Genomic DNA, 2,236 nt, shown 5'->3' on the forward strand with positions numbered 1-2,236 from the left:
ATTACAACTAGGGTAATAAGAAAATGAAAAAGGCAGCACTAACTACTGCAATTCTTACAGCATTGGTATCAGCACCATCATTCGCAGCAACTGTATACAAAAACGACGGTACTGAATTAAAAGTTGGCGGCCGCGTTGAGTTTCGTGGTGACTTCATCGGTTCAGACGGTGCTGAAGTTGAAGGTTCTATGGAAGATAAAAGCCGTGCTCGTCTTAACCTAAAAGGTAAAACAGACATCGGCAACGGCCTTTCTGCTTTCGGTGTTTACGAAGCCGAACAAAAAACGGGCAAGAGTGAATTCAAAAACCGCTACATGTATGCAGGCGTCGACTCTGATATCGGTGCTTTCTCTGTAGGTCGTCAAGACATGGCTGCAGTCATCATCTCTGACATGACGGATATCACTGAATTCTCTGGTGTTCAGCAAGTTATTGATTCGTCTTCTGATAAGCAAGACAGCGTTTTCGCATACCGTGGTGCGTTTGATGCACTACAACTTCAAGCAACCTACCAAGCAAACTCTAGCGATAACGAAGATAAATACGGCATCTCTGGAATGTACTCACTACCAATGGGCCTCGACTTTGGTCTTGCATACTCTGGTGGCGATGTAGATAAAGATAACTCTGAAGATCAAATTCTAGGTGGTATCGCTTACTCGATGGACAACCTTTACCTAGCAGGTACTTATTCTCAAGGTTCCCTGACTGACTCTGAAGACTTTACGGCTTACGAGCTAGTCGCAAGCTACAAAGTAGCAAGCAAAGTGACACTTGCAGCTCTATACACAGCTCAAGAGAATGATCCAGACAACGGTTCAAAGTACGACACCGTTGAAGGTATCGAGCTTGTTGGTTACTACAAACTAAACAGCAACTTCCGTACTTACCTGTCTTACTACATCAACCAACTTGATGAAGCAAAAGATGCAACAACAGGTCTAGTAACAGAAGGCGAAGATACACTGCGCCTAGGCGTACGTTACGATTTCTAATTCACTCTTGTCCTAAGAGCGAGTCCACTTGGCCAGCACCTTTGCTGGCCATTTTTTATTTAACCCAACACAACTCGATAAGTTTTCACACTATCCAAGCATCGCTCAGCAATGAAAAACGAGCGTAACGACGCCTACTTCTGCCCTCTTTTAATGCGATTGATCACTAAGTTAGTGCATTTCATCTAATCGACAACATAGAAAAACCAAAAAACCATTTAAAATCAAATGTATAAAAGTTGGCACGTGTTCTGCAATATTATTTATGCAAATGCATGGCAGCGTTTGTGCTTCTCGTTCTTTGTACCTGTTATAACAGGCACGTCCTTTGAATTGGTAATGTCGCCTCCCTCTGGGAGGCATTTTTTTATTGGCGCGAAAAACAATAGGACGTATGATCCCGCCACCTCTATCAAACTGGAATTTTTCAATTGAATCATCATCCTGTTCAAGGTGCGTCCTGGATGCTAACAGCTGGCTTGGCATTCGCCATAGTGAACAGCTTCGCCCAAATTGCTAGCATCAACTTTGGTGTCTCCTCCACCACATTTGCGTTATTCCAATATGCAATCGCCTTATTTGTTATTCTGCCCTACCTACGTACACTTGGGATTAGACGTTCTTTAAGAACCCAACACTTTGGCTGGCATGCATTCCGCATTTTTCTCTCTGTTATCGGGATTCAACTTTGGTTATGGGCTCTCGCTTACCCAGTTCCAATTTGGCAAGGTATTGCACTTCTCATGACCTCCCCGTTATTTGCCACAGTTGGTTCTGGCTTGTTACTCAAAGAGAAAGTAGGTACTGCACGCTGGCTCGCTACATTGACGGGGTTTGTTGGTGCCATGATCATTCTTGAGCCTTGGGCAGACTCATTTACATGGGCGACCCTGCTCCCTGTTGGCGCCGCATTTTTCTGGGCAGCGTATTCATTAATGGTTAAAAAAATGTCGGTAAACGATCCGCCTTCAACCATGGTTGTCTATTTATTACTGCTGATAACGCCATTTAATATCTTGTTAGCGATACCGACGTTTACTATGCCAGATACGTGGACGATATGGGGTGTGCTTTTAGCCGCAGGTGCACTTACAGCACTCGCTCAATGGGCTATCGTTAAAGCATATGCAGTAGCAGACGCCTCATTTGTGCAACCATTTGATCACGCCAAACTGCCTTTGAATGTTGTTGCTGGTTGGTTGGTGTTTGGTTGGGTGCCTCCTGGTCGTTTATGGTTAGGT

At 44.3% G+C, this 2,236-nt stretch carries 2 protein-coding genes; both read left to right on the forward strand.

Going from position 1 to position 2,236, the window contains the following annotated elements:
- The first annotated feature begins 23 nt into the window (after positions 1–23).
- The gene (locus tag CAG68_RS05660; protein ID WP_005375535.1) at positions 24–995 is read left to right on the forward strand and encodes a porin; all 972 of its coding nucleotides are present in this window, start codon (positions 24–26) and stop codon (positions 993–995) included.
- A 464-nt stretch (positions 996–1,459) separates the two neighbouring features.
- A partial coding sequence (locus CAG68_RS05665; protein ID WP_161440906.1) for an EamA family transporter occupies positions 1,460–2,236 on the forward strand: 777 nt, incomplete at its 3' end.

Source organism: Vibrio sp. V42_P2S4T144 (assembly GCF_009904715.1).
GTDB lineage: Bacteria > Pseudomonadota > Gammaproteobacteria > Enterobacterales > Vibrionaceae > Vibrio > Vibrio alginolyticus.